General features: G+C 60.1%; 23 protein-coding genes. 17 read left to right on the top strand and 6 right to left on the bottom strand.

Annotated features, from left to right (window positions below; all coding sequences use genetic code 11):
- Window positions 1–113 precede the first annotated feature (113 nt).
- On the top strand, window positions 114–788 hold the full coding sequence (locus tag HW452_RS11300; RefSeq protein ID WP_224106208.1) for a hypothetical protein: 675 nt from the start codon (window positions 114–116) through the stop codon (window positions 786–788).
- Between the two features lie 84 nt (window positions 789–872).
- Here HW452_RS11300 and HW452_RS11295 read toward each other — a convergent pair whose 3' ends face one another.
- Complete coding sequence (locus tag HW452_RS11295; protein ID WP_224106207.1) at window positions 873–1484, bottom strand: TetR family transcriptional regulator; 612 nt, start codon at window positions 1482–1484, stop codon at window positions 873–875.
- 222 nt (window positions 1485–1706) lie between these two features.
- Here HW452_RS11295 and HW452_RS11290 point away from each other — a divergent pair, with 222 nt between their 5' ends.
- Both HW452_RS11290 and HW452_RS11285 read left to right on the top strand, forming a co-directional pair.
- Window positions 1707–2738, top strand: a complete 1032-nt coding sequence (locus HW452_RS11290; RefSeq protein ID WP_224106206.1) for a succinylglutamate desuccinylase/aspartoacylase family protein — start codon at window positions 1707–1709, stop codon at window positions 2736–2738.
- Between the two features lie 193 nt (window positions 2739–2931).
- Window positions 2932–4386, top strand: coding sequence for a catalase (locus tag HW452_RS11285; RefSeq protein ID WP_224106205.1), 1455 nt, complete (start codon window positions 2932–2934; stop codon window positions 4384–4386).
- A gap of 99 nt (window positions 4387–4485) precedes the next feature.
- Here HW452_RS11285 and dusA read toward each other — a convergent pair whose 3' ends face one another.
- Both dusA and HW452_RS11275 read right to left on the bottom strand, forming a co-directional pair.
- On the bottom strand, window positions 4486–5499 hold the full coding sequence (gene dusA / locus HW452_RS11280) for a tRNA dihydrouridine(20/20a) synthase DusA (protein ID WP_224106204.1): 1014 nt from the start codon (window positions 5497–5499) through the stop codon (window positions 4486–4488).
- A gap of 631 nt (window positions 5500–6130) precedes the next feature.
- Complete coding sequence (locus HW452_RS11275) at window positions 6131–6445, bottom strand: hypothetical protein (RefSeq protein ID WP_224106203.1); 315 nt, start codon at window positions 6443–6445, stop codon at window positions 6131–6133.
- Window positions 6446–6818: 373 nt separating this feature from the next.
- Between HW452_RS11275 and HW452_RS11270 the strand changes: the two genes are divergently transcribed.
- The 6 genes from HW452_RS11270 (at window position 6819) to HW452_RS11245 (ending at window position 11671) form a co-directional block, all read left to right on the top strand.
- The gene (locus tag HW452_RS11270; protein ID WP_224106202.1) at window positions 6819–7088 is read left to right on the top strand and encodes a hypothetical protein; all 270 of its coding nucleotides are present in this window, start codon (window positions 6819–6821) and stop codon (window positions 7086–7088) included.
- A 414-nt stretch (window positions 7089–7502) separates the two neighbouring features.
- Window positions 7503–8387, top strand: a complete 885-nt coding sequence (locus HW452_RS11265; RefSeq protein WP_224106201.1) for an SDR family oxidoreductase — start codon at window positions 7503–7505, stop codon at window positions 8385–8387.
- Between the two features lie 71 nt (window positions 8388–8458).
- The gene (locus tag HW452_RS11260; protein ID WP_224106200.1) at window positions 8459–8863 is read left to right on the top strand and encodes a hypothetical protein; all 405 of its coding nucleotides are present in this window, start codon (window positions 8459–8461) and stop codon (window positions 8861–8863) included.
- Between the two features lie 60 nt (window positions 8864–8923).
- Window positions 8924–9778 (top strand): hypothetical protein, encoded by an 855-nt coding sequence (locus HW452_RS11255; RefSeq protein ID WP_224106199.1) that lies wholly within the window; start codon window positions 8924–8926, stop codon window positions 9776–9778.
- 28 nt (window positions 9779–9806) lie between these two features.
- The gene (locus HW452_RS11250; RefSeq protein WP_224106198.1) at window positions 9807–10694 is read left to right on the top strand and encodes a hypothetical protein; all 888 of its coding nucleotides are present in this window, start codon (window positions 9807–9809) and stop codon (window positions 10692–10694) included.
- A 92-nt stretch (window positions 10695–10786) separates the two neighbouring features.
- Window positions 10787–11671: a dihydrodipicolinate synthase family protein gene (locus tag HW452_RS11245; protein WP_224106197.1), complete on the top strand. Its 885-nt coding sequence runs from the start codon at window positions 10787–10789 to the stop codon at window positions 11669–11671.
- 44 nt (window positions 11672–11715) lie between these two features.
- On the opposite strand, the gene HW452_RS11240 is transcribed toward HW452_RS11245, so the two are convergent.
- Both HW452_RS11240 and soxR read right to left on the bottom strand, forming a co-directional pair.
- On the bottom strand, window positions 11716–12651 hold the full coding sequence (locus tag HW452_RS11240) for a glycerophosphodiester phosphodiesterase (protein WP_224106196.1): 936 nt from the start codon (window positions 12649–12651) through the stop codon (window positions 11716–11718).
- Between the two features lie 100 nt (window positions 12652–12751).
- The gene (soxR, locus tag HW452_RS11235; RefSeq protein ID WP_224106195.1) at window positions 12752–13195 is read right to left on the bottom strand and encodes a redox-sensitive transcriptional activator SoxR; all 444 of its coding nucleotides are present in this window, start codon (window positions 13193–13195) and stop codon (window positions 12752–12754) included.
- Window positions 13196–13385: 190 nt separating this feature from the next.
- Here soxR and HW452_RS11230 point away from each other — a divergent pair, with 190 nt between their 5' ends.
- From HW452_RS11230 to mmuM, 6 genes are all read left to right on the top strand, one after another.
- Window positions 13386–14459 carry a zinc-binding dehydrogenase gene (locus HW452_RS11230; RefSeq protein WP_224106194.1) on the top strand — a complete coding sequence of 358 codons (1074 nt, stop codon included), beginning with the start codon at window positions 13386–13388 and terminating at the stop codon, window positions 14457–14459.
- A gap of 163 nt (window positions 14460–14622) precedes the next feature.
- The gene (locus HW452_RS11225) at window positions 14623–15252 is read left to right on the top strand and encodes a LysE family translocator (RefSeq protein ID WP_224106193.1); all 630 of its coding nucleotides are present in this window, start codon (window positions 14623–14625) and stop codon (window positions 15250–15252) included.
- A gap of 53 nt (window positions 15253–15305) precedes the next feature.
- Entirely contained in the window at window positions 15306–16379 is a 1074-nt protein-coding gene (locus tag HW452_RS11220; protein ID WP_224106192.1) for a DUF2235 domain-containing protein, read from the top strand.
- Window positions 16380–16705: 326 nt separating this feature from the next.
- Window positions 16706–18304 carry a methyl-accepting chemotaxis protein gene (locus HW452_RS11215; RefSeq protein WP_425348108.1) on the top strand — a complete coding sequence of 533 codons (1599 nt, stop codon included), beginning with the start codon at window positions 16706–16708 and terminating at the stop codon, window positions 18302–18304.
- Between the two features lie 203 nt (window positions 18305–18507).
- Complete coding sequence (locus HW452_RS11210) at window positions 18508–19974, top strand: amino acid permease (protein WP_224106191.1); 1467 nt, start codon at window positions 18508–18510, stop codon at window positions 19972–19974.
- On the top strand, window positions 19971–20924 hold the full coding sequence (gene mmuM / locus HW452_RS11205; RefSeq protein WP_224106190.1) for a homocysteine S-methyltransferase: 954 nt from the start codon (window positions 19971–19973) through the stop codon (window positions 20922–20924). Before HW452_RS11210 ends, mmuM begins: the two co-directional genes overlap by 4 nt.
- On the opposite strand, the gene HW452_RS11200 is transcribed toward mmuM, so the two are convergent.
- Window positions 20921–21823, bottom strand: coding sequence for a LysR family transcriptional regulator (locus HW452_RS11200; RefSeq protein ID WP_224106189.1), 903 nt, complete (start codon window positions 21821–21823; stop codon window positions 20921–20923). The two genes, mmuM and HW452_RS11200, sit on opposite strands and share 4 nt — an antisense overlap.
- A 121-nt stretch (window positions 21824–21944) precedes the next feature.
- Here HW452_RS11200 and trpB point away from each other — a divergent pair, with 121 nt between their 5' ends.
- Together trpB and trpA are read left to right on the top strand one after the other, a co-directional pair.
- A complete protein-coding gene (gene trpB / locus HW452_RS11195) occupies window positions 21945–23162 on the top strand; it encodes a tryptophan synthase subunit beta (RefSeq protein WP_224106188.1) in 1218 nt (405 codons plus the stop codon).
- 20 nt (window positions 23163–23182) lie between these two features.
- The gene (gene trpA / locus HW452_RS11190; protein ID WP_224106187.1) at window positions 23183–24025 is read left to right on the top strand and encodes a tryptophan synthase subunit alpha; all 843 of its coding nucleotides are present in this window, start codon (window positions 23183–23185) and stop codon (window positions 24023–24025) included.
- Window positions 24026–24109 lie beyond the last annotated feature (84 nt).

The following is a 24109-nucleotide window of genomic DNA, read 5'->3' as shown; positions in this document are numbered from 1 at the left end:
AGAATAGTTTGGGCTATGCTTTAAGTGTTCAATCGTTTTCAGCTTGTGCCAAGACCAACAAATACACCACAGGCGAAGACAGCACCGGGCCCACGCCCGGAGGAGAGTACGCCATGCAACCGATTGTCTCTACTGCCATTCAGTTTCCCACCATCATCTTCACGTTTCTGCTTGCCCTGCTGGCGCTTTACTGGCTGCTGGTACTGATCCGCATCGCGCCGCTCGAGTTGTTCGAACACGACAGCCTGCGTGATGATCATATGGGGAGTACGCTGGTATCGCTGGGCTTTGCCGGGGTGCCGGCAACGCTTGCGCTGACGTTTCTGGTATTGATTGCCGGCGCTTTATCACTCGCTACCGAGCTTTTCATTCTGCGCTGGTTGCCGCTTGGCATGTTGCGTGTGCCGGTAGGCGTGCTGGTGGTATGGCTGGCGTTTGCCATTGCCTCGCCCATTGCGGCGATGATCTGCCATAGCCTGCATCGCGGCTTGCACCGCTATCCGCCGTTTACAAGACGCTGCCTGTTGGGCGCCACGGTCATTGTGGCTGAGAGTGAGGGTGACGATATCGCCATGGCAACGATCGACAAGGAGCCCAATAGCCATGTCCGGCTACATTGCAAAGCGGGCGATTGCCCCCAGGAAGGGGAGCGTCGTGTGCTGGTGAAGTATCTGGCAGACGAGGGCGCCTACCGCAGCGTGACCGAGCAGGCCTATATGGATACCCGGGTGCGGTTGAACAAGCTGCGTCTTCGTCATAAGCATCACGATGAAGGGTATTCCACCTGATTCGAAGCCTGCTCTTCAGTGTCAGCGCGCTTTCAAGCCTGCAGAGATAGCCGAGACAGGCGCGCGTGCTGCTAAGCGAGGTGGTCAGCGATGCATGATGCGTATCAGCGTATCGATCAGCTCACCGCCTCGCTGGCGTATGGAAAACGCCTCAGGGGTGCGCAGCCAGTCATGAAAAAGCCCGCCGAGCATGGACTGCATCATGCGGGTGGCAACTTCCGGGGTCAGGTCTTGACGCAGCAATTTCTGCTGCTCGGCTTCCTGAAAGACCAGCAGCATCTCACCGTAGCACTCTTCGCCAATCGCATCCTGCATGGCCAGGGGGTTGATGTCGCTGAAAAACTCACAGCGATGAAGCAGTATGGAGAGAATACGCTGGTGTGACGGTTGCTCGAGGCGAACCAAACCCGCGTGGCAGGCAAGGCGGATGGCTTCCAGAGGCGAAATGTCCTCATCGGCTCTGCTGACTTCTTCCATCAGCGATTGGAACGGCATGCGCACGCGCTCCACCAGCGCCATGAACAGGTCACCCTTGTTTTTGAAGTGCCAATACACCGCGCCACGGGTAAGATCCGCATGCCGCGCAATTTGCTCAAGCGACGTGCGCGCAACACCCTTTGCAAAAAATACCTCTTCGGCAGCATCCAACAACGCTTCACGAGTAGCAGCCGCTTCCGCTTTGGTCCTTCTTGCCATGGAAACGCAACCCCAGTAATGACATAAGATGGCCATATTTTATCCGATACCGCTCGGGTTTTACATTCAAAACTGTATGGATGGATGATTAAACCCGTGACCTGTGCTATCAAATCAGCATGTTCTTGATCCTGCGCAAGGGCAAAGCCGCATCGTGCAATGCTTGCCGCAATCACCACCTTATGTGTGCCAACTCACAACGCTGAAAGAAGGATACTCATGATGGCGCGAGCCCCTTTTCAACTTGCCGGGCATACCATATCACCCGGCCAACGTGCCCAGGTCGACGTGCCAGTGGCGCGTCTTTATACCCACACGCCGCTGCACATCACGGTGGAAGTGGTTCACGGGCGTAAAGAGGGGCCCGTCATGCTGGTGTGCGGCGGCATTCATGGTGATGAGATCAACAGCGTCGAGATCGTGCGTCGCCTGCTGCGCTCGAAAGCCATCAAGAGCCTGCGGGGCACGCTGATTGCGGTGCCTGTAGTCAATGTATTCGGCTTTTTGCAGCAAACCCGGTACCTGCCTGATAGGCGCGATCTTAACCGCTGCTTTCCCGGCAGTGAAACCGGCTCACTTGGCGGGCGTATTGCGGCGCTGTTTCGTGAGCAGATCGTCGATCAGGCCACCCATATCATCGACCTTCACACCGGCGCGCTTCACCGTACCAACCTGCCGCAGATTCGCGCCCAGTTAAGCCCGGGCAGCGAAACCGAACGCATGGCAGATGCCTTCGGCGCGCCGGTCATACTCAACGCCGAATTGCGCGAGGGCAGCCTGCGTCATTACGCACAGAATCGCGGTATTCCCGTGCTGACCTATGAAGCCGGCGAAGCGCTGCGCTTTGATGAGTGGGCCATCGCCCCCGGCGTACGCGGCGTGCTGCGCGTGATGCGCCGCCTTGACATGCTGACAGGTGAGCAGCGCCGCCGGGCGCAGGCCCCGGCAGAGCTTGCCAACGGCTCCAGCTGGGCGCGGGCGCCCATCGATGGCATCCTGCGGCCTCAGGTAAGGTTGGGCGCTCGTGTCGCCAAGGGCGAAGTGCTGGGAAAGGTAGCCGACCCGTTCGGCAATCAGGAAGATGAAGTCATCTCCATGGCCGATGGCATCGTGATCGGCATGAGCCGTCTGCCGCTGGCCAATGAAGGCGAAGCGCTTTACCACATCGCCCGTTTTGACGAGATCGAAGAAGCTGAAACCGCCATCGAGAGCTTTCAATCGAGCCTGACGCCGCCACCGGATGCGCTCTATTGAGCCTGTCATGCATAGCGCCTATCGGCTTGATAGCCAAGGTATCCGGCGCACGAGATGGCGCGATGGTCGCCCATTGACTATACCTTGGGGTAGATCGATTAGCTTACATTAAAAACAATCACTAACCCTGATTAGAACATGACGTAATGGCGGTGCCCGAGCACCGCGTCAGCCGTGACATGGAGGAAAGGTAATGACGAGCGGTAACTCAAATCATACGACAACGGGCGCAGGCATTCCGGTTTCAAGCGACGAGCATTCGCTGTCTGTGGGGCCCGATGGCCCCATCGTGCTGCACGATCATTTCCTGATGGAACAGATGGCGGCCTTCAACCGGGAAATGATTCCCGACCGTCAGCCTCACGCAAAAGGCAGCGGTGCCTTTGGCCATTTCGAGGTCACCCACGATGTCAGCCAGTATACGAAAGCCAACTTCCTGAAAAAGGGCACCAAGACCGACGTGCTTATTCGTTTTTCAACGGTGGCCGGAGAAAGCGGCAGCCCCGATACCTGGCGTGACCCGCGTGGCTTTGCGATCAAGTTCTATACCGAAGAGGGCAACTTCGACCTGGTGGGCAACAATACCCCCGTGTTCTTTGTTCGTGACCCGATGAAGTTCCAGCACTTTATCCACTCCCAGAAGCGTCGCGCCGACAACGGCCTGCGCGACCACGACATGCAGTGGGATTTCTGGACACTGGTACCTGAATCCGCTCATCAGGTGACCTGGCTGATGGGTGATCGTGGCGTACCCGCCACCTGGCGTCACATGAACGGCTACTCTAGTCATACTTACATGTGGGTCAACGACGAAGGCGAGCGCTTCTGGGTCAAGTACCACTTCAAGACCGACCAGGGCATCAAGTGCATGACCCAGGAGCAGGCAGACCAGATGGCTGGCACCGACGCGGACTACCATCGTCGCGATCTGTTCGAGGCGATCAAGCGGGGGGATTACCCTTCCTGGACGCTGCACATGCAGATCATGCCCTTCGACGATGCCAAGACCTACCGCTATAATCCTTTCGATCTGACCAAGGTGTGGCCGCACGACGACTACCCGCTGATCGAAGTGGGCAAGCTGACCCTGGACAAGAACCCGACTGACTTCCACAGCCAGATCAACCAGGCGGCCTTCGAGCCCAACAACATGGTGCCGGGCACCGGGCTTTCACCGGACAAGATGCTGCTGGCGCGCTCCATCTCCTACGCCGACGCCCACCGTGCCCGCCTGGGCGTCAACTACAAGCATATTCCGGTGAATACGCCCAGGTGCCCGGTAAACAGCTACACCCAGGGCGGCGCCATGCGCATTCATAACGCCACCGACCCGGTATACGTGCCCAACAGCAAGGGCGGCCCGCATGCCAACCCCCAGCGCTTCCCGGAAGATGCCGTATGGGCCACCAGCGGCGAGCTGGTTCGCACTGCCTATACCCTGCGTGAAGATGACGACGATTTCAGCCAGCCCGGTACGCTGGTGCGTGATGTGATGGACGACGCAGCGCGGGAGCGTCTGGTGTCCAACGTGGTGGGGCACCTCTCGGCAGGCGTGACCGAGCCCGTGCTTGAGCGCGCGTTCGAGTATTGGCGCAATGTCGATCAGGACATCGGCAAGCGCATCGAACAGGGCGTACGCGGCAACTAGGCACGTATAACGCCATGGCCTGATCGCCGCATCGACAGCCCGCTATCTTCCCAGATAGCGGGCTGTTCTGTTGTATCAGGCTTTATTTCAAGCACTACTTCAAGCGCTATGCTCTTCAAGCTCCGGCTCGCGAACCAGCCCCAGGGCATCGTCATAAAGGCGCAGCCCGGCGCCTTCCTTGTTAGCGTGCTCGGAAAGGTGCCGGCGGAAGCGCCGCCCGCCCGGGCAGCCCTGGAAAAGCCCGAGCAGGTGGCGGGTAATATGGTTCAGCTTGGCGCCTTCATCCAGCCGCTGCTGAATATAAGGGCGAAATGCCCGGGCGGCCTCAAGGCGGCTAGCCGCCGGGCCGGGCTCGCCGTACAGCAGCGCATCCACGCCGGCCAGCAGCCAGGGGTTCTGATACGCCTCGCGGCCCACCATCACGCTGTCCACGTGTTCAAGCTGCGCCTGACACTCCTCAAGCGTCTTGATACCGCCGTTGATGCCGATATGCAGCTCAGGCCGGTCCTGCTTCAAACGGTGTACGCGAGGGTAGTTGAGCGGCGGCACATCGCGGTTCTCCTTGGGGGAAAGCCCCTTGAGCCATGCCTTGCGAGCGTGCACGGTAAAGATCTCGCACCCCGCGTCGGCCACGATGTCGATAAAGCGCGCAAGGTCGGCGTCTTCATCCTGGTCATCGATGCCGATACGGCACTTGACGGTCACCGGAATGGAAACCGTCGCCTGCATGGCGCGCACCGCCTCGGCGACCTTCTCCGGGTAGCCCATCAGGCAGGCGCCGATCATGTTGTTCTGCACCCGGTCGCTTGGGCAGCCCACGTTCAGGTTGACCTCGTCATAACCCCACGCCTCAGCAATCGCCGCGCACTCCGCAAGCTCGCCGGCATCGCTGCCCCCCAGCTGCAGTGCAATGGGATGTTCCACGGCGCTGTAGCCTAAAAACCGCTCCCGCGGCGTACCATGCAAGATCGCCCCGGTGGTCACCATTTCGGTATATAACAGCGTCCGCCTGGTCAGCGTACGCACAAACGCCCGGTAGTCGCGGGTAGTCCAGTCCATCATCGGCGCAACAGAAAAGCGCCGGGCCGCATTCGCTGGGCTTGATTCTTTCATATCAACCACTTGCACCGTCAGGGTGCTGCATAGATATCGATCGTGAATACCCGTTGAGACGCCATGCCACCATGCCCGATGCACCCGATTCGTACTTGAGCACAGCGTCAGGGAGAACATCAAAAAGGAGGGCGCATCAGGGTGGCGTATCAGAAGAAGGGCTCGTTGGCGCGCAATTGTACGCAAGAAAGGCGATTCAATACAAAGCGAGCGTGATGCGAAGGTAAACCCGCCGTCATGCAGATGATATTCACTGGTGGCGGATGTGCATACAAACAGCCTCTTGTAAGCAATCTCTTACACACGTGGTGCGGATGGCTTACATCGCGGCGCTGCATTGTCTGTTAGGTTGATAGTGCGCTTGGATGCGCGGGCTGGAAGGAGCCAGTCTTGCTGTAAGGATGCAGATACCAAAGACCCCCGGCCAGCGGATGGCCGGGGGTTATGTTTTGGTGCTTATGCGCTTTTACAAATGCTAGCCAGCTCGACCATCGCAAGGCGAGTGAGAAATATGCTGCGCGCAGAAAGCTGCGTCGCGTTTTATCTCCTGAGGGGCGGGCCATCAAAAGGCCACCGTCAACGATGGCCTTTCAGAATGGAATCTACGCTCCTTGCAGTAGCGCCAGGTAAGCTACTCGCTTCCCTGAGGGTCTGCTTCATCTGATTTCCTGTCGATATTATCCTTGTGGGCGCGCTTTTCCTTGACCACTTGCGCGCCTGAAAAAGGAGCCGCTTCACCGGAGGTGTTGTGGCCAGGCTCCGAGCGGGCGTCTTCGTCTTTCTGATTGTCGACGTTTTCATCGGGTCGAAAAGGGCGCGGCTCCTCATTAGGCGATGCTTTTTGAGTCGTGGGGTCGTCGCTATTGGGCGTATCTTTATCGACTACCTGTTCGGCTTTCTGTTTTTCTTCGCTTTCGTTGTGCTTTCCATCCGCTCCATGGTTCATGTCGTTACTCCTGTGCTTTCATGATATCGACTTGCTACAAAGCCGCATTGGCTCTTCTACTTCTTACAGGCTAGAACAGCCCTTCGATATCCGCAGGTATAAAACTCCAATCAAGTGGTTAATTTAATTTGTATGTTTAACTTTTATAAAACTACTTGAAACAGGTATTTAATGCGCTAAAAGAGGCTCAATGCTTGCAATCTGTGTGTTTTTGCTATGGTTAAGAGGAGGCTTGGCGTTGCGGGCAAGGTTATCGAGGGCATAAGTTCATGAAGCAACAGGCTCTTGAAGAAACCGGTTTGTACGCCACGCATCGCAGTACCGCTAGCGCATGGAGTCGTTAGGGTTATGACTGAATGGACGGAGATTTCAAATGGCGAATTTTACCCGCACCAACCTGAGTCTTGATCACTACATGTGGGATGGCGATTCAAGCAGCAACGCTGATTTAACCGGTGCGCCGGACAGCTCCACGTTCAATCCCCAGCAAGGTGATGATGTGCTCTACATACTCAATTCAGCGCTTTCCGCTTCGGCACCGATCACTGCGCTGCATAAAGGCGAGCAGCTGATTCGTGATGACCTGCCTGACGACAAGCGCGAACAGCTGGGTGTCAAAAAGTGGTTGGATGAAAAAATTTAACCTGTATCAGTTTCAACGATGGATGCGTTCTCCAGCCCCTGGCCCATGCGGCCGGGGGTTATTGCATCTGGGGACACAATGGCACCAGGCCTGCGTTCTATCCCCATTTAATTTCCTGCTGGTCTGGGCCGGTTTGTAATCGAAGTGATTGCGACTAAAGTCAATAGAGTCTTCGTTTCGGCTCGTATGCTCAGTCTTCGCCGAAGCGGCTTGGGCCATTGCAAACACTGTTTAAACAGGGAGGTTAACGTGAAACCCATCAATACGTTTGATCCTACACGTCGTCGCGTTGTCGGTGGCTTGGCGACCGGTATGGCTGCGGCAATGGCGGCACCTGCGTTTGCCCAGTCATCCTCCTCGCAGGCATCAGGCAATTCAGGTAATTCAAGCAACGCCAGCGCAGCAGGAGGCTCCATGGCAGAGAAACAGGACCCTACCACACAGTATCCGTCACCCTCGTTTCCCAATCAGCCCCAGGAATGGCCCGGTCTTGCCAGTGAAATGGACCCGCGCCCGGATCACGGCGAGGAGAGCTACCGCGGAAGCGGGCGCCTGGAAGGCCGCAAGGCGCTGATCACCGGCGGCGACTCCGGTATCGGACGCGCCGCTGCCATCGCCTACGCCCGCGAAGGGGCGGACGTGGCGATCAACTATCTGGATGCCGAAGAGTCCGATGCCCGCGAAGTGATCGAGCTGATCGAAGCCGAAGGGCGCACGGCGGTGGCGATCCCCGGTGACATTCGCGATGAAGCGTTCTGCCGTGAACTGGTGGAAACAGCAGTAGAGCAGCTGGGTGGTCTGGATATCCTGGTCAACAACGCCGCGCGCCAGCAGTGGAAACCGTCGATCACCGAGATCTCTCACGATGACTTCGATGCCACCATGAAGACCAACCTGTACGCCATGTACTGGATTACCCAGGCGGCCATGCCACATCTCGAAGCTGGTGCGTCGATTATCAATACGTCGTCGGTCGTGGCCTACGACCCACCCAAGATCCTGCTCGACTACTCCATGACCAAGGCGGCAATCATCGCGTTTACCAAGGCGCTTGCCAAGCAGGTTGCGGAGCAGGGTATTCGCGTCAACGCCGTGGCACCAGGGCCGTTCTGGACCCCGCTACAACCCAGTGGTGGCCAGCCTGATGAGGCCGTGCAGAACTTTGGCGAAGATACGCCCATGGGGCGTCCGGGCCAACCTGTGGAGCTTTCCGGCGTGTATGTGCTGCTCGCCTCTCAGGAATCCAGCTTCACCACCGGGCACGTATACGGTGCGGCAGGCGGTAGCGGCCAGCCGTAAGGGCATGTCAGCCTGCGGGGCCAAGTGGTATATAATGAGCGTCTTAATTATATCCACCCGCAGGCTGCTCGATGGTTCAAATCATCTACTCCCACTACAACGATGATCGTGAGTTCGTTCATCGTCGGCTCACCACCGACCGCTTCGAAAAAGCGAGCGACATCATCGATCAGTACCCTTACCAGCACGAAGCCGACATGTTCGAGGAGCTGGGCAGCGGGGGAGGTTTGGAGTTCCTGCTGGGCGATCTCAAGGGCCAGCACGCGCACTACCATTTCATTCCCGTTGAGGCGGACAAGGGCATTCTCGATCTTTCCATCGTCGCTAAAAAAGGCGTTTTCAATCTGCTGGGCCGCAAGGCGCTGATCCGACACTTCTATCTTGTGACCCCTGACACCGCCAGGACGCAGATTCAGGAGCTCTTCGAGCACTCCGTCGAGTTCTTGTATGAAAAGCACCGCCCCTTCAAGAGCTGATCCCGGCTTTTACCTTCAAGCTTCGATCGATCCAATCCGGCGCCCGGGGAGGGGCTTTCAATGACCTATCATGGCGCGATCATCGACGAGCGCTTGATGACCGATCACGAATACGCCTATGCGAAAAAAGTCGTGGCGGGGCATCGCTACCTCTTCTGGTTTTTGATGGGCAGCGGCGTTATCACGTTTTGCCTGGGGGCGGGGCTTCCGATCGCCTTCAGCATGGATACGCTAACGCTCGATTGGATCGGGTTTTCGCTCATCGCGTTTTTGACGTTGGCTCCGATGATGGCCGGTATCTGGATGTTCTGGCTGGGCTATAAACGCCGGGTGCGCTTCGACCCGCGGGTTTCCATCATCCGGGGCATCCTGACCATTCGCAAAAAGCGCGTGCCCAGCAATGCGGGCGTCGTTAACTACGTCAACGAATATTACATCGGCAACGCGCTGCTGCACGGCCCGCCAGGCTCGTATGACCTCCTCGAGAAGTTGAATAGCCATGTCATCGAGGCTCACGCCCTCTTTCTACGGATGTCTCCACCGCTGAATTTGGGCAAACGCTATAAGGGAATCGACGAGGCGCTGCTCTTCAATTTGAAAGACCGGGACAACGCGAGCGACCTGATCAACCTCGACGGCGCTTTTGAGAAGTACGGGCGAAAGGTGTTCAAACGCCAGGCCAGACGCTTCAATCTTCTCAGCCTCCCGCCCATGCTCCTGAGCCTCGGGCTCGCGTTCTATTTCATCGTGAAATTCGAGCTCTTCACGTTCTGGGCGCTCTTGGGAATCATGGTGATCTCCATTATTGCGGGAGGCTTGATGTACGAGTTGCTCGACTACCTCTACAAGAAACTGAGAAAGGGGCTGGACCCTGATTCCCAGAGTTTGACGCCGGAAGAGATTCTCAAGGGCTAGGGTAGAAAGGAAGAGGGAATAAGAGACCGTGACTAAAAAGCTAAAAGAGGACGAGGCCGCCATCCACGAGGCAAGCACGGTCGGTGAGCGTACCATGACGCCCAACGAGCGGTTTCACGTTCGCCAGGTGGCGCTTTACAAGCGTATGGGGCTTCACGTAACGGCCATCGTCGGCGCCGTGTTCGGGCTGATGGGCATCGCGCTTTTAGTGCTCATGCTGGGGCTTTTGATCCGCTTTCAGATCGTGGGCTTTTTGATCGCGGCGGCAACGACCGGGCTTCTGGGGTATGTCGCGCGGGGGATGATCCGTGAAGGCACCAGGCGAAGGCTCAAGACGGCGGCTCACGTGACGATGATCAGGGGTGTGATGGAGCAGCAGGCGGTTAGCTACGCCACCTATAACGGCAGAACCACTCTGTATTTCCACAGCATTGGCGAGTTTGAGTTCATCAGGCCACTGGATACGGAATACACCTTCATGCCCTTTGTCGGGAAGCCCTTCGAGGCGCACGTGGTCGAGCTGTCTTATGAGACGTTTGAGGGGACGCCACTGGCGTTGAAGAAAAAGCGCGAGGCCATACTGCTCAAGCTCGAAAGCGAAGAGGGGAATGAGATCAAGGTCGACATCGACGGTGTCTACAAACGATACGGCCGCGGCTATTTCTATCGCTACTTTCTGGCCCAGGCGTTGATCGTCGGCCCTTCGATACTGTTGAGCCTGGTATTGATGATCGGTTACGCCGACCCGCTCGCCCGGTCTTACGGGCTCGGGTTTTTTACCGTCATGCTGGTCATCATCGTGCCCATTGCCATCGCCTTCGCCGCCGGGTCGCTGGTCTATTTCCTGTGCCTGAAGCTGCGCAAGTTGATCGATCCTGATTATGTCAAAACCCACGAGGAGCGGCTAAAGGGGTAGAGCGCTGCCGTTCGATGGAGTATCTGATACCTGCTCGCCAGCGTTTCAGGACGACGCGAGCAGCGCCCACTTTCATACAGAGGACATTGCCCATGTTCACAGGTCTCAGCGCCTTTCCCTTGACGCCCATGAGCGAGCAGGGCATTCGCGAAGACGAATTCGTTGGCCTGGTACAGCGGTTGGCCACCGCACGGGTGGATTCCATTGGCGTGCTGGGCTCGACCGGCAACTACATGTACCTGTCGCGCGAAGAGCGCGCCCGCGTGATTCACCTGGCGGTGGAAAACGCAGGTGGCGTGCCGGTGGTGGCCGGTATCGGGGCGCTTTCCACCCGCGCGGTGCTCGAGCTGGCAGAAGACGCCCAGAAAGCGGGCGCGAGCGGGGTGCTGCTGGCGCCGGTGTCCTACCAGACGCTCACCGAGGACGAAGTGTTCGGCCACTACGAGGCGGTGTGCGACGCCCTCGACGTGCCGCTTTGCGTCTACGACAACCCCGGCACCACGCATTTCTCCTTAAGCGACGAGCTGCACGGGCGCATCGCCGCGCTCTCAAAAGTGAAGTCGATCAAGATACCGCCGGTGGCCGGGGATATCGAAGAGGCCCGGGCGCGCATCGAACGGCTTCGCGCGCTGATTCCGGAGGACGTTACGCTCGGCATCAGCGGCGATCCGGTTGCGGCGGTCGGGCTCTGCGCCGGGTGCCAGGCCTGGTACTCGGTGCTCGGCGGGCTCTTTCCGCAGCGGGCATTGGCGATCACCCGCGCCGCCCAGGCGGGCGATAGTGAAACGGCGCTGAGGCTTTCAAACGAGCTCGAGCCGCTGTGGGCGCTTTACCGCGAGCAGGGCGGAAGCCTTCGCGTCATCGCGACCGTGGCCGAAGTGTTGGGGGTCGTGAGTAGCCCGAGCCTGCCGATGCCGCTCAAGACCCTGCAGGGCGAGGCGCGCCGACAGGTCGAGCAGATCATCGAGCGGCTGTAGGCAAACGTTTCTGGGCGCCCGGCGCGGGCCGGGCGGGGAGGAGGTTACTCGGTCAGCTCGATCAGCCGGTCCGGGTAGTCGGTGAACAAACCGTTCACGCCCCAGTCGATGAGTTGCTGCATCTCCTCGGGGTCGTTGATCGTATAGACGTGGACCGCCAGATCGTTTTGTTGGGCCTGGCGAACGAAGCCTTCGTCGATCATCGCCTCGCCTTCGTAGTAGGCGTTGGTACCAAGGCCCACGGCGTAGTCGGCCACGGCCTGGAAGTCCTCGTCGGTGATGCGCTCCGGGCCCGGGGTGACGCCGGTCCACTCTTCCCGGCGCTCGGGATCTTCATCGCCTGGGGAGTACCACACCAGCTGAATCAGCGGAATGTCCGGGTTCAGCTCGTGAATCTTCAAAAGGCTTTCCTGATCGAAGGACTGTATCAGCACCCGGCCGGTCTCGATCATGTCATAGGCTTCCAGCCGGCGAACCAGGCCCTCTTCCACGCCCGGGTTGAGGTCGGGAGACTTGGTTTCCAGATAGTAGCGGGCGTCCGTGCCGAAGCGGTTGAACACCTCTTCGAGGGTCAGAATGTGAGCGCCTTCGAAGGCGGAATCGGCCAGTTCCGGGTGGGCGTCGTTGAACCAGCTGCCGGCGTCGAGATCCTTGAGTTCGGCAAGCGTGTGATCGTTGATATGGCCTTCGCCGTTGCTGGTACGCTCGAGGGTATCGTCGTGAAAGGCGACCAGCTCGCCATCAGACGTCATCTGGATATCCAGCTCCAGGTAGTCCGCGCCCCAGGCGTGGGCGAGTTCCAGTGCCGCCATGCTGCTCTCTGGCGCGTGGCCGCTGGCACCGCGATGGGCGATGACCTGAAACGATTCGAGATCCTTTAGCTGCTGCGAAAGCGCCGAGGTATCGGCCTGGGCGGTCTGGACAACAAGGGCGCCGGCGAAAAGACTCAAGGGTAGGGCAAGCGTTGCGTGACGTTTCATGAAAACTCCCTTTTTCTCATGACGAGCTTGAACGGGTGATCGATGACCCTACCCGGTTTCTCACGCCTTTCCAAACGACGGTCTGGCGCCTGGCGTCGCGTCAGTCGGTCGACGAGACCAGCAGACGGGCACCGGGGCCTTCCTCGGCCAGGTGATCGTCCTGGTTGCGCAGCGGGCAGTCGGCAAGCGATAGGCAGCCACAGCCAATGCAGCGATCCATCTGGTTGCGTAGCTGCATCAGGCTCTCCACCCGCCGGTCGATCTCCTCGCGCCAGGCGGCCGTGATCGCTTGCCAATCCGCCGCGCTCAGCTGGCGATCGGTCGGAATCGAATCCAGGTGCTCTTTGGTCATCGCCAGCGGAATACCGGCGCGCTGGGCGATACGAATCACCGCAATGCGGCGCAGCACGCTTCGCGGGTAGCGGCGCTGATTGCCGCTGGTGCGCCAGGACTGAATCAACCCCTTGGACTCATAAAAGTGAAGCGTCGACACCCGCACGCCGCTGCGTTTGGCGACGTCTCCCACGGATAGATCGGTAGCCATGAGACTTCATACCTCGAGTTTACTGAAGCAATGCTGGGGCAAAGCGCTTTTGATGCGCGCATTTTAACAATTAATAAAGTTGTTGACCTCAACTATAGTCGAGGTCTTAGCCTTGTGCCGTGGCTGTTTTTAGCACATCAACCTGCATTTCTCTTAACCGCGTTACTTTCAAACAAAGGAGTGACTGCCGATGAAAGCCTGGTACAAGGAAACCCTTCAGACACCGCTTGCCTGTGTCGAGCGCCCGGACCCGGAATGCCGCCCCGGGTCTGTGGTGGTGGATGTGCGGGCGGTTCACGTGCCCGCCTACCTGATGGCGATGGTCGACAGTACCGACATCCCGCTGCCCGTGCCGCTCGTGCTGGGAGCCGGCGGCGTTGGCGTGGTGTGCGAAAAGGCCGATGATGTGTTCAACGTGGAGGTCGGGGATGTCGTTGCGCTCGACTCTCTGGTGGAGTCCGGGGATATCGACCACCCCGAAGACGTGCTCATGGGGCTTGGCGAGATCGGCGGGCGTGGCGAAAGCACCGAAGTGGTGGAGGCCATGCGCACCCGGTGGCGACACGGCACCATGGCGCAAAAAGCGCTGCTGCCGAAAGAGGCCGTTACCCGGCTACCCGGCGCGGAGCATTATGAGGAGCCGGGGAGGCTTGCGTTTCTGACCTGGCTCGGGATTGCCGGGGAGGGCGTGGTGCAGTCCGGCCAGCAGCCGGGCGATATCGTGGCGATTCTGGGCGCCACCGGGCAGATGGGCGGGGCCGCGGTGCTGGTCGCCCTGGCGAAGGGCGCCTCGCGGGTTATTGCGCTTGGACGTAACGAAGCCGCACTCGAGAAGCTGGCCACGCTCGACCCGCGCGTCGTGCCTGTTCAACTGACCAATGATGTCGAGCAGGACGCCGCCGCGATCATCGCGGTGGCGGGCGCGGTGCACGTGGTAATCGACACCATGGGCGATGCCGAGAGCGCCAACCCGCTGCTGGCCGGTTTTACGGCCCTCAGGGATAGCGGTACCCTGGTGCTGATGGGCGGCGTACGCCAGGACATCCCGGTTCCCTATGGTGAGGTACTGCGCCGCCGGCTGACGATCCGCGGCTCGCGCATGTACCGGCCTGAAACGGTGCTCTCGGTCTGGCGCATGATCGAGGCGGGCCTGATCGATCTGCCTCAGGTGGGCATGGTGGAAGTCGGCATCGACGACCCCAAAGCCGCCATCGACACCGCTACGAAGACGACCGGGCTCAACTTCGTGTCACTGAGGCCCTGATGGACGCGCGGCGCGGCAAGCCGCGCCGCTTGCGCCTGACCAACGTTTTTTAAAACCACACGGGACCAGTCCTGTGTTTGAATAAGAGGCTTTTCTGCATTGGTGAAAGGCCCACGCCCACGCTGAAAGGCGAAGGCTGGATTATTCAGACAAGGAGTATCGTGTGGACGCGTTGACCTGGTTGACCTACGTAGGCGTCATTTTCGCCCTGATCATCTTCCCCGGGCCAGTGGCGCTTTTGTGCACCAGCCACGGACTGAAATTCGGCCGAAAGCAGGCCACGGCCACGGTGCTGGGGGGCGTGGCGGCGTCTCTGGTGCTGATGATGATTTCCTCATTGGGCTTGGGGGCGGTGCTCGCGACCTCCGAAACCGCCTTCGCTATTTTGAAGCTGGTGGGCGGGGCGTATCTGATCTATCTGGGCATCAGCGCCTGGCGCGATACGACGAGTCTCGAGGTTGCTTCGCCGTCGGCGGAGCAGGCGCCGCCAATGCCCGCCAACAAGCGCTTTCAGCGTGGTTTTACCGTGGGCATCAGCAACCCCAAGGATCTTCTTTTCTTCGCCGCGCTATTTCCCAACTTCATCGACGTGAGCCAGCCGCAGCTTATGCAGTTCATGATACTTGCGTTGACCTGGCTTTTGATCGACTTCACGCTGATGTCGACCTATGCGGGACTGGGTGCCAGCATCAGCCGCTGGTTCCAGAGCCCGCGCCGCTACAAGCGGTTCAACCGGGCGACCGGTGGCCTGTTCATGGCCGCCGGCGGTACGCTCATGGCCTCGAATCAGTAGGCGAGCGTCGACACTGGTGATGCGCACTCGTCCGGGCGTCAAGGAGAGACAACGTGGCCAATCTCATCATTTGCGCGGACGGTACCTGGAATCAGCCGGAAGAGAATCTGGACGAGGATTACCCCACCAACGTGTTGAAACTGGCGCGGGCCATTTCACCCTTTGCGGGAAAAACGCGCCAGCACGTCTCCTACGGGTGGGGGATCGGTTCGTATCGCAACCGGATCAGCGGCGCGTTGACCGGCGCCGGTATCGAAAAGAACATCATCGATGGCTACCGCTACATCGTGCACAACTACACGCCGGGTGACGATATTTACCTCTTCGGGTTCAGCCGCGGCGCCTACAACGTGCGGGCATTGAGCGGACTCATCAACAACTGCGGCATTCTCAAACGCGCCGAGGCCGGGCGGATTACCCAAGCCTGGGACATCTACAAGGATGGCGCTGACAAGCACCGCCCTGGCGGCGAGGCCGCCAAGGCGTTTCGGGATAGCTACTGCCACCCATCGCGGCGCATTCACTTTATCGGCGTATGGGACACCGTGGGCGCGCTCGGTATACCGCTGAGCCTGTTGGGTGGGCTGTTCAACAATAAAAATGAGTTCTACGACACCAAGATGGGCAGCAATATCGCCACCGCCCGCCACGCGCTGGCCATCGACGAGATGCGCAAGGACTTCGAGCCCACCCTGTGGGAGTCTCGCGAGGGCGTGGATTTGAAGCAGGTATGGTTTTCAGGAGTGCACAGCGATATCGGTGGTGGCAAGGAACCTGACGAGAACGGTAATCAGGCCTCCGATGCACCGCTTGAGTGGATGCTCAGGGAAGCCAATGCCGCAGGACTTGCCCTAGAGCCGTACCTTCACGAAAACCTGACCGATGCAAGCCGGGGCGAGCTGCACGAGTCTCGCCGACACCTATATCGGTTAAGATCCAAACTGCACCGCTCGCTGGTCAATGAGGCCAAACCGACCCTGATCCACCAGAGTGTCAAGGAGCGCTACCAGCAGAATCGCGACTACCGCCCGCCCAGGCTCGAGGCCTTGGTTAAAGCATATGGCTGGGAAGGCCTGGAGAAGAGGATGGAGATGAGGGGGAGCATTCAGGCAACTGCCGAACATTGAGCCTGTCATTTCTGTGAACAGATGATACCCATCGTCAACCGGTGAAGGCGTCGCCACGGCTTCGGGCCGACGTCAGGTGCAACTCGCTTGAGTATTTTTTGAGCCCACTCAACTCTCATCGATCCCGGCCGATAGATCAATACGGCAATCATCGAAACGGCAGATCGCCATTCAGGCCGAGCCTGCATGATAATAGCCACCCTATCCTCCCCCTTCCTGCCCCAACGCCTTGCGCAGCGGGCTCTTGCGAGATGTCTACTCCTATGTTGTTCGTGAACCGAAGCGTCAAACAGCGACTGATACTGAGCTTGGGGACGTGTGTGTTGATGTTGATTTGTGTTGGAGCGGTAGGCCTTTATAGTCTCAAGAAGACTGACGATGCCATGACCGAGATTTATGAAAGTAACGTGCTGACGTTGATCGCGCTCAACGAGGTGGGCCAGGCCTTGCTTAGCAATCGGGTCACCATAATGATGGAACAACGGGATCAAAATCCTGCTTCTGCCGTAGCCGCTCAGCAAGCTATCGCCAAAAACGACGCCATTATCGACGACGCCTGGGCCGACTACTTTCCGCAGCGGATATCCTCGGAAGACGAACGTGCCATCGCGAACACGTTCATTGCCTCGCTGGCCGAGTTGCGTGCAGGAATCAGCGACGTTAACGCCGCCATGCTGAGAGGGGATTTTGATAGCGCACGCGCGATCGCGACCACGCAACTGAGTACGGCATATACAGGAGTGCTGGGGGCCATTACAGACCTTACCGAACGTAATAACGTTCAGGCTGCTGCCGCCAACCAGCAATCGACGGATAATTATCTCTGGACACGCAACGTTATCCTGATCGTCATGGCGATTGCCGTCATTGCCAGCACTCTGCTCGCCATATGGCTGGTTCGCGGCATCATGACGCCGCTCGGCAAGGCACAGAAACTCGCCAATGAAATGGCAGAAGGCCGACTTGATAACGATATCGACGTTACCTGCCAGGATGAGTTCGGTGACATGCTGCAAGCCTTGAAAACCATGGAAGCCAAGTTTTCAGGCGTGGTGATGTCCGTACGCAGCAATGCAGAAGCCGTCAATGGCGCCGCCGACGATATTGCCCAGGGAACCGAAGATTTGAGCAGCCGCACTCAGCAGCAGGCGGCGAGTATCGAAGAGACGGCCGCATCGATGGATGAAATTACTTCCACCGTGCGCCAGAACGCAGAGAACGCAGTCGAAGCCGACAAGCTGGTGAGTAATGTCAGCCAGCAGGCCAACGAAGGCGGAGAAATCGCCGGGCAAGCCGTTGAAGCGATGGAGCGTATCAATACCTCAAGCCGCAAGATTGCCGGTATCGTCGGGCTGATCGATGAAATTGCCTTCCAGACCAACTTGCTGGCGCTGAATGCCTCGGTCGAGGCTGCCCGCGCCGGCGAACAGGGCCGCGGGTTTGCGGTAGTGGCCAACGAAGTGCGTAACCTGGCCGGGCGCAGTGCCGATGCTGCCAAGGACATAAAAAAACTGGTCGAAGACAGTATCGTTCAGGTGGACACCGGCTCGGAGCTGGTCAACCGAGCGGGCAAGGCGCTCGAGGATATTGTTGGCGGCGTGCAGCGGGTCTCGACCCTGGTAGGCGAGATCGCCACGGCCAGCCGAGAACAGTCGCAGGGTATCGAGCAGGTCAATACGGCCATATCGCAGATGGACAGCGTCACCCAGGAGAATGCCAGCCTGGTCGAGGAATCCAGCGCGGCAGGGCGTTCACTGCAGCTTCAGGCAGCAGCGTTGCTCAAGGAAGTGTCATTTTTCAAAGGTGCAAAGGCTGGTCAGCATTCAGCCGCATTGCCTACGCCACAGCGCCGCCCGGCCGCCAGGCCCGAGAAGACCCACGTGCTGGGCAGCCCGCACGACACGGAGCAGTGGACCTCCTTTTAAACGCGATGAGCGCCCCACGGGGCGCTTTTTTGGCAATTCTGCTGTTCAGCCACGCTTCCCCCGGCATCATCTTGGATATCATATTCAAAATTAAGCTATAAAATAATTTTTTTATACCTTTTGAATACATTAAAATGGCGCCCTTTTTCAGGTCAGGCTTACGAGCCGACATAGACGCGTCACGTCAATAGAAGGTTGTCACCATGAGTGATCGGGCAAGTAGTTCATCCAAGCGGCAGGATAGCCGACAAGAGGGCGCGCACTTCAAGCGCAGTATGCAGACCCGCCATCTGGTGATGTTATCCCTTGGGGGCGTCATCGGGACGGGGCTTTTTCTGAGTTCCGGCTATACCGTACAGCAGGCCGGCCCCCTGGGCGCGGTGCTGGCGTATCTGGTGGGCGGTATCGTTGCCTGGCTTGTGATGATGTGCCTGGGGGAGCTGGCCGTGCACATGCCGGATTCCGGCGCCTTCAGCGCCCACGCCACGCGCTACATCGGCCCCGGCACCGGCTACATGGTGGCCTGGATGTACTGGCTCACCTGGACGGTGGCGCTGGGCTCGGAGTTCACCGCGGCGGCGGTGTTCATGGGGCGCTGGTTTCCCGACATTCCCGGCTGGTACTGGAGCGCGCTGTTCGCCGCCATCGTGTTTGGTGTGAACGCCTTCACCTCGCGCTTCTTTGCTGAATCCGAATTCTGGCTCTCCCTGATCAAGGTGCTGGCCGTGGTGGTGTTCGTGCTGATCGGCGCGGCGGCGATCATCGGCTTCGTGCCGCTTCAGGACGACACCGGCGCCGCCGTGGCATCCCCCGGCCTTTCCGCGCTGTGGGGCGAAGGCGCGATGCCGCCAAGCCTTCTGACCATCGGCATGACGCTGCTGGCGGTGATGTTCGCGTTTTCCGGCACCGAGCTGATCGGTATCGCCGCCGGCGAAGCCGTGGACCCGGCGCGCAACGTGCCGAAGGCCATTCGCGCCACGCTCTGGCGGCTGATTCTGTTCTTCGTCGGCACCATGATCGTGATCGCCGCGCTCCTGCCCCACACCGAGGCGGGCCTCAGCCAGAGTCCGTTCGTCGCGGTCTTCCAGCGCATCGGCGTGCCGGGGGCGGCGGACATCATGAACTTCGTGATCATTACCGCGCTTTTATCGGCGGCCAACTCCGGGCTCTACGCCTCGGCACGCATGCTCTGGACGCTGTCGGATCAGGGTACGCTGCCCAAATCCCTTGGCCGGCTCAACAAGCGCGGCATTCCCATGAACGCGCTGCTTCTGAGCATGATAGGCGGCTTCGGGGCGCTGTTCTCGAGCGTCTACGCGCCGGAGACCGTGTATCTGGTGCTGGTATCGATCTCCGGGCTTGCGGTGGTGATCGTGTGGATGGCGATCGCGCTGAGCCAGTTCAACTTCCGCCGCCAGTACCTGCGTGAAGGCGGGCGGCTCGAGGATCTGGTCTACCGCACGCCGGGGTATCCCTTCGTGCCGCTGATTGCCTTCGCGGCGTGCCTTGCCGCCTGCATCGGTATTGCCTTCGACCCGCATCAGCGCGTAGCGCTCTACTTCGGCGTGCCCTTCATCGTGCTCTGTTATCTCGTGCACTTTCTACACCGGCGCAAGGCGGCAAGGCGCGCCAATAGTGCCAAGTTCACCCACGCGGAGACCACCCCATGAGCCAGCACGACAATCCCATTACCCAACTGCTGCGTGACGTGCCCTTCATGGTGATCGACGGGGCGCTGGCCACCGAGCTCGAAACCCTGGGCTGCGATCTCAACGACAGCCTCTGGTCGGCGCGCTTACTTGCCGAGGCGCCGGAAAAGATTCGCCAGGTGCACCAGGCCTACTTCGAGGCCGGCGCTGACTGCGCCATCACCGCCAGCTACCAGGCAACCATTGCCGGTTTCATGCAGGCGGGCATGACGGCCAGCCAGGCGCGCGAGCTGATTCGATTGTCGGTCACGCTGGCTATCGAAGCCCGTGAGGCGGTATGGCAGGGGCAGAGTGATCGACCCAAGCCGTTGGTGGCCGCCTCGGTCGGCCCTTACGGCGCTTATCTTGCCGATGGCAGCGAGTACCGCGGCGGCTATGACCTGGATCGTGCCGGGCTGGTCGATTTCCACCGCGAGCGGTTCGAGCTGCTGCTCGAATCAGGTGCCGACCTGCTGGCGGTGGAAACCCTGCCGTCGCTCGACGAGGCGCTGGCGATCACCGATTTATTGGCCGAGCACCCCGGCGCCCAGGCCTGGATCACCTTCTCGGCGAAGGATGGTGAGCACATCAGCGACGGCACGCCGATCGAGGCGTGCGCGAAGGCCCTGGCCAACTGCCCGGGCGTGGCGGCCATCGGCGTAAACTGCACGGCCCTTGCGCATATCGAGTCGCTGATTGCCGCGATCAAGCGCGCCTGCGACCTGCCGGTGCTGGTCTACCCCAATTCCGGCGAGCAGTACGATCCGGTGAGCAAGACCTGGCATCCGGCGGCCTGTGACCACGGCGGCCCGTCCGGCCTGGTTCAAGGGGCCGAGCAGTGGTTGGCCGCAGGCGCTTCCGGCATCGGGGGATGTTGCCGTACCACGCCTGCGGATATCCAGGCACTGGCCGACTGGCGGCGCGCGCGCTAACGCACCGCTTCATTCAGAGCCTGTCCGAGCCATTCGGCCAGGCGCTTTCCAGCATGCGGGCTGGCCCCGCTGGGTAGCCATAAACAGAGCCGGGCAGGGGTCTGGATACTCCCCCAGGGCGCGACCAGCCGCCCGCTCTTCAGGTCATCCTCCACCAGCAGCCGGGGCGCGATCGCGACCCCGAGCCCCGCCACCGCCGCTTCCATCAGGTAGTAAAGGTGGTCAAACCCCTGGCCCCGGGCCAGCGCCTTCTCGAGCTGCGTCTCGCAAAGCCCTTGGGCGCGCGCCCAGGCCGGCCACGCCTGGGGGCGCGAGGCGGTGTACAAAAGGGCGCCGTTGAACAGCGTGTCGGGCCTTTCCGGATCGAAACCGGCAGCCAGATCAGCGCTTGCCACCGCGCAGATCTCCTCCACCATCAGTTCGATCACTTCACCCTCCTCGGGCCAGGGCGGCTCGATGAAGGCGAGGGTGGCGCTGATGCCTGCCTGTTTGCCGGGCTGCTCGCTATCGCTGACCACTACCTGTACGTTAAGCTCGGGCAGCGCCTGGTGCAGGCGGTCAAGCCGCGGTATCAGCCAGCGCGCCAGAAGGCTCCCCGGGCAGGCCAGGGTAAAAGGCGCGCCTTCCACTTCACGCTTGAGCGCGGCGCAACTATTGCGCAGGCGCTCGAACGCCTCGCCAAGGCCACGCTGCAGCGTCTCGCCGTGGCGTGACAGCACAAGGCCTCGGCCTGCCTTGATGAACAGCGGCGTATCGAAGTGCTCGTCCAGGCTCTTGAGCTGGCGGCTGACCGCGCCATGGGTCACGGCAAGCTCGTTGGCAGCGGCGGTGACGCTGCCAAGCCTGGCGGTGGCCTCGAACGCGCGCAGGGCGCTCAAGGGCGGCAAACTGTTCTGCATGGAAGCCTCGCAATAGTTGATTAAAACTCATGGATAGCTGACATCTTATCGATTTTTATCCCCGCCTGCCTGCGTTACGTTGAAGCCATTGAAATCGTACCCACTCGTCGTCGAGGTCGTGATGAACAAACCCTTCAATCCGTCGGCCAGCCTGCCCGATGGCAATGGCATGTTTGGCAGCTTCGGTGGCCGCTTCGTCGCAGAAACGCTGATGCCGCTGATCAATGAGCTACGCGACGAGTACGCCGCGGCCAAACATGATCCGGAATTTCAGCAAGAGCTCGCCTACTTTCAAACCGATTACGTGGGCCGGCCGAGTCCCTTGTATTTTGCCGAGCGGCTCACCGAGCACTTCGGCGGCGCGAAGATCTACTTGAAGCGCGAGGAGCTCAATCACACCGGCGCGCACAAGATCAACAACTGCATCGGCCAGGTACTGCTGGCCAAACGGATGGGCAAGAAGCGCATCATTGCCGAAACCGGCGCGGGCATGCACGGCGTGGCCACCGCCACCGTGGCGGCGCGCTTTGGTCTTGAGTGCGTGATCTACATGGGCACCACCGACATCGAGCGCCAGCAGCCCAACGTGTTCCGCATGAAGCTTCTGGGCGCGAAGGTGATTCCGGTCACCTCCGGCACCGGTACGCTGAAGGACGCCATGAACGAGGCGCTGCGCGACTGGGTGACCAATATCGATGACACCTTCTACATCATCGGCACCGTGGCAGGCCCTCATCCGTACCCGGCCATGGTGCGCGACTTCCAGGCAGTGATCGGTCATGAAACCCGCCGTCAGATGCAGGAGAAAGAAGGGCGCCTGCCGGATTCGCTGGTCGCCTGCATCGGCGGTGGCTCCAACGCCATGGGGCTTTTTCATCCGTTTCTTGAGGATGAAAGCGTGCAGATGGTGGGCGTGGAAGCCGGCGGCAAGGGCGTGAGTACCGGCAAGCACGCGGCGAGCCTCAATGGCGGCGCCCCTGGCGTACTCCACGGCAACCGTACGTACCTGCTGCAGAACGAAGATGGTCAGATTATCGACGCCCACTCGATTTCCGCTGGGCTCGACTACCCCGGCATCGGACCCGAGCACGCCTGGCTTCACGAGCAGGGCCGCGTCGAGTACGTGTCGGCCACCGACGAGGAAGCGCTCGAGGCGTTTCAGATCTGCTGTCGCGAGGAGGGCATCATCCCGGCGCTCGAAACTGCCCACGCCCTGGCCGAAGTCGCCAAACGTGCGCCCAAACTCCCCCACGATCACCTGATGGTGGTCAACCTGAGCGGCCGCGGCGACAAGGACATGATGAGCGTGGCCCACTATCTGGGTGAAAAATTCCAATGAGCGTACACAAGGAGCCCGCCATGAAAACCGATTCGCGTCTTGCCTCACGCTTCGCCGCGCTCAAGGCCGAAAACCGCCCTGGCCTTGTGAGCTATGTCACCGCCGGGGACCCGGATATGGCCACGTCACAGCGTATTCTGAACGGCCTGCCGGACGCGGGGGTCGATATCATCGAACTGGGCATGCCCTTCAGCGACCCCATGGCCGACGGCCCGGCCATCCAGAAAGCCGCCCTGCGCGCGCTGGAAGGCGGCCAGACCCAGGCCAAAACGCTTGAAATGGTGCGCCGCTTTCGTGAAGAGTACGCCACCACCCCCATCGTGCTGATGGGCTACTACAACCCGATATTTTGCTACGGCGTCGAGCGCTTTCTGGAAGACGCCGCGCAAGCCGGCGTGGACGGGTTGATCGTCGTCGACCTGCCCCCGGAGCACGACGACGAGATCTGCCAGCCCGCCGCCCGCCACGGTATCGACTTCATCCGCCTGGCCACGCCCACTACCGACGCCAAACGCCTGCCCACGGTGCTGGCCAACGCTTCCGGGTTCATCTACTACGTCTCGGTGGCGGGCGTCACCGGCGCCGGTGCGGCCACCCCGGAGAGTATCGAGCGCGCGGTCGGCGATCTGAAACGCCATACCCAGCTCCCCATCGGCGTCGGCTTCGGTATTCGCACACCGGAACAAGCCGCGTCTATCGGCCGCTTCAGCGACGCGGTGGTGGTGGGCTCGGCGCTGGTGGACTGTATCGAGCAGGCCAATACCGGTGAAGAGGCCGTTGCCAAGGTTCATGGGCTGGTTCGTGAGCTTTCAAGGAGCGTTAGAAACTGCCGCGAAGAAGTGAGCGAACCGCAGGTCAGTTAAGCGCAAGTGCAGTAGCGTGAAGGAGTAGAGCAGGCCATCGTGCCTGCTTTTGAGTCGACACGTGTAGGGTAGCCTTGCGATGGA

It is taken from the genome of Vreelandella aquamarina (assembly GCF_020075495.1).
GTDB lineage: Bacteria > Pseudomonadota > Gammaproteobacteria > Pseudomonadales > Halomonadaceae > Vreelandella > Vreelandella aquamarina_A.
Note: the sequence above shows the minus strand (reverse complement) of the source record. Positions and strands in the feature narration are given on the sequence as shown.

Excerpts from the sequence above, each read along its gene's own strand:
- HW452_RS11270 (WP_224106202.1), top strand. The coding sequence starts at position 6,819 with ATGGCGAATTTTACCCGCACCAACCTGAGTCTTGATCACTACATGTGG.
- trpA (WP_224106187.1), top strand. The coding sequence starts at position 23,183 with ATGAAAACCGATTCGCGTCTTGCCTCACGCTTCGCCGCGCTCAAGGCC.
- HW452_RS11295 (WP_224106207.1), bottom strand. The coding sequence starts at position 1,484 with ATGGCAAGAAGGACCAAAGCGGAAGCGGCTGCTACTCGTGAAGCGTTG.
- trpB (WP_224106188.1), top strand. The coding sequence starts at position 21,945 with ATGAACAAACCCTTCAATCCGTCGGCCAGCCTGCCCGATGGCAATGGC.
- HW452_RS11260 (WP_224106200.1), top strand. The coding sequence starts at position 8,459 with ATGGTTCAAATCATCTACTCCCACTACAACGATGATCGTGAGTTCGTT.
- HW452_RS11210 (WP_224106191.1), top strand. The coding sequence starts at position 18,508 with ATGAGTGATCGGGCAAGTAGTTCATCCAAGCGGCAGGATAGCCGACAA.
- HW452_RS11275 (WP_224106203.1), bottom strand. The coding sequence starts at position 6,445 with ATGAACCATGGAGCGGATGGAAAGCACAACGAAAGCGAAGAAAAACAG.
- HW452_RS11285 (WP_224106205.1), top strand. The coding sequence starts at position 2,932 with ATGACGAGCGGTAACTCAAATCATACGACAACGGGCGCAGGCATTCCG.
- HW452_RS11230 (WP_224106194.1), top strand. The coding sequence starts at position 13,386 with ATGAAAGCCTGGTACAAGGAAACCCTTCAGACACCGCTTGCCTGTGTC.
- HW452_RS11255 (WP_224106199.1), top strand. The coding sequence starts at position 8,924 with ATGACCTATCATGGCGCGATCATCGACGAGCGCTTGATGACCGATCAC.
- HW452_RS11240 (WP_224106196.1), bottom strand. The coding sequence starts at position 12,651 with ATGAAACGTCACGCAACGCTTGCCCTACCCTTGAGTCTTTTCGCCGGC.
- soxR (WP_224106195.1), bottom strand. The coding sequence starts at position 13,195 with ATGGCTACCGATCTATCCGTGGGAGACGTCGCCAAACGCAGCGGCGTG.
- HW452_RS11215 (WP_425348108.1), top strand. The coding sequence starts at position 16,706 with ATGTTGATTTGTGTTGGAGCGGTAGGCCTTTATAGTCTCAAGAAGACT.
- HW452_RS11245 (WP_224106197.1), top strand. The coding sequence starts at position 10,787 with ATGTTCACAGGTCTCAGCGCCTTTCCCTTGACGCCCATGAGCGAGCAG.
- HW452_RS11300 (WP_224106208.1), top strand. The coding sequence starts at position 114 with ATGCAACCGATTGTCTCTACTGCCATTCAGTTTCCCACCATCATCTTC.
- mmuM (WP_224106190.1), top strand. The coding sequence starts at position 19,971 with ATGAGCCAGCACGACAATCCCATTACCCAACTGCTGCGTGACGTGCCC.
- HW452_RS11200 (WP_224106189.1), bottom strand. The coding sequence starts at position 21,823 with ATGCAGAACAGTTTGCCGCCCTTGAGCGCCCTGCGCGCGTTCGAGGCC.
- dusA (WP_224106204.1), bottom strand. The coding sequence starts at position 5,499 with ATGAAAGAATCAAGCCCAGCGAATGCGGCCCGGCGCTTTTCTGTTGCG.
- HW452_RS11265 (WP_224106201.1), top strand. The coding sequence starts at position 7,503 with ATGGCAGAGAAACAGGACCCTACCACACAGTATCCGTCACCCTCGTTT.
- HW452_RS11290 (WP_224106206.1), top strand. The coding sequence starts at position 1,707 with ATGGCGCGAGCCCCTTTTCAACTTGCCGGGCATACCATATCACCCGGC.